General features: G+C 66.3%; 1 protein-coding gene. It reads right to left on the bottom strand.

All coding sequences use genetic code 11. From position 1 onward, the window contains the following. Positions 1 to 38: 38 nt before the first annotated feature. Entirely contained in the window at positions 39 to 1,361 is a 1,323-nt protein-coding gene (locus G3I17_RS39160; RefSeq protein WP_343238567.1) for an IS4 family transposase, read from the bottom strand. Positions 1,362 to 1,521 lie beyond the last annotated feature (160 nt).

A 1,521-nucleotide genomic window follows, 5' to 3' on the forward strand; every position in this document is an offset into this window, starting at 1 on the left:
AACCCCAAGGCCGGTTAGTTAGGCGGGTTGGGGCGGTGTCAAGGCGGCGGGGTGTGGATGGTGATGCTGATGGTGGCTTGGTAGGTGGTGCGGTTGGTGTTGGCTGCTTGGGTGGGGTATCTGGAGGTGGCTCGTTTCACGGCGCGGGGGCTGAGGCGGGTTCGGCGTTTGGGGAGGAGGTTGGCTAGGACGAGTCGGCCGATGTGGCCGACCAGGTCGACGGTGGTGCCGGCGATGATGCCTGTGGCTTGGGTGAGTTGGTCGCGGGCGGCGTTGAGGGCGATGGTGAAGCTGGCCCGGTCGGGGTCGGTGCCGGGTTGGGCGTCGGTGGCATCGGTGATGGCTTGGCGCAGGATCTGGTAGGTGACTAGCAGTGCGTAGACCTCTTGGGTGATGCCGGTCGGGGTGCGGGCGCGCAGGACGTGTCCGCCGAGAATGGTGGATTTGAGTTCCAGGTAGGTGGTCTCGATTTCCCAGCGCTGGTGGTAGAGCGTGACCAGGTCGAACGCGGGGTAGGTGTGCGGGTCGAGCAAGGTGGTGATGAGCCGGTAGCTGCCGGTGCGGCTGCCGGCCGGGGTGGTGATGGTGATGTCGGCCTCGATGACGCGGATCGGGGTGCCCATCCAGTGCGATAGGTAGGAGCCGTCGCGGTGGCGGTGCAGGGCGGGGAGTTTCCGGTTGGCTTTGCAGCGGATCAGCAGGTCGGCGCCGGTGCTGGTGATCGCGACGATGATGTCTTGGGTGGCGAAGGCCCGGTCGGCCAAAACGATCATGCCGGTGCGCAGGGCGCGGGTCAGTAGTGCGGGGGCGTAGCTGGTTTCACCGATGCTGGACGGGCCGAAGACCGCGTCGATGACGGTGCGGGTGCCGCAACAGACCACGGCCAGCAACCGTAGATGTGGATACGCCCCGGTGTTGCCGCTGGCCCGTTTGGTGAACTCGCCCAGGTTCGCGGACGTGTCGGCCACCGTCATCGTGGTGCCGTCGATCGCGGTGACCAGTAGCCCCCGCCACCGCACCCAACCTCCTGCCCTGGTTGCCGCCGGGCCACGGACCAGGTCGAACAACGCCTTCAACGGCGCCGGCCCGAGCCGCACGCGGGCCTGGGTCAACGCCGCCGCGGTCGGTGCAGCCACGCTCAGGCCGTGCAGCCCGGCGACCAACCGGTGCCATACCTGGCCATAGCCACGATCGGTGAACAGGCACCCGGCCAACACCAGATAGACCACAACCCTGGCCGGTAGATCACGCACTCTGGCCTGGGTCTTGCGGGTATCGGCGAGGACCGCGTCGACCATCTCGAACGGAACATGCTGGGTCAACTCGCCCAGATGACCAGGCGCGAACGCACCCTCGGCCACCCTGATCGTGGGAGTAATGACAGACTGAGCAGGCAGCGGAGCCTCTTCTGGTAGCTGGTTGTCTCGCGAGGACAAACCTGTCTACCTAAGGAGCTCCGCTGCTCCACGTTCAACACGCCCTTGACACCACACCAACTCCCCTAACTAACCGGCCTTGGGG

The organism is Streptomyces sp. SID13031 (genome assembly GCF_010548305.1).
Taxonomy (GTDB): domain Bacteria; phylum Actinomycetota; class Actinomycetes; order Propionibacteriales; family Kribbellaceae; genus Kribbella.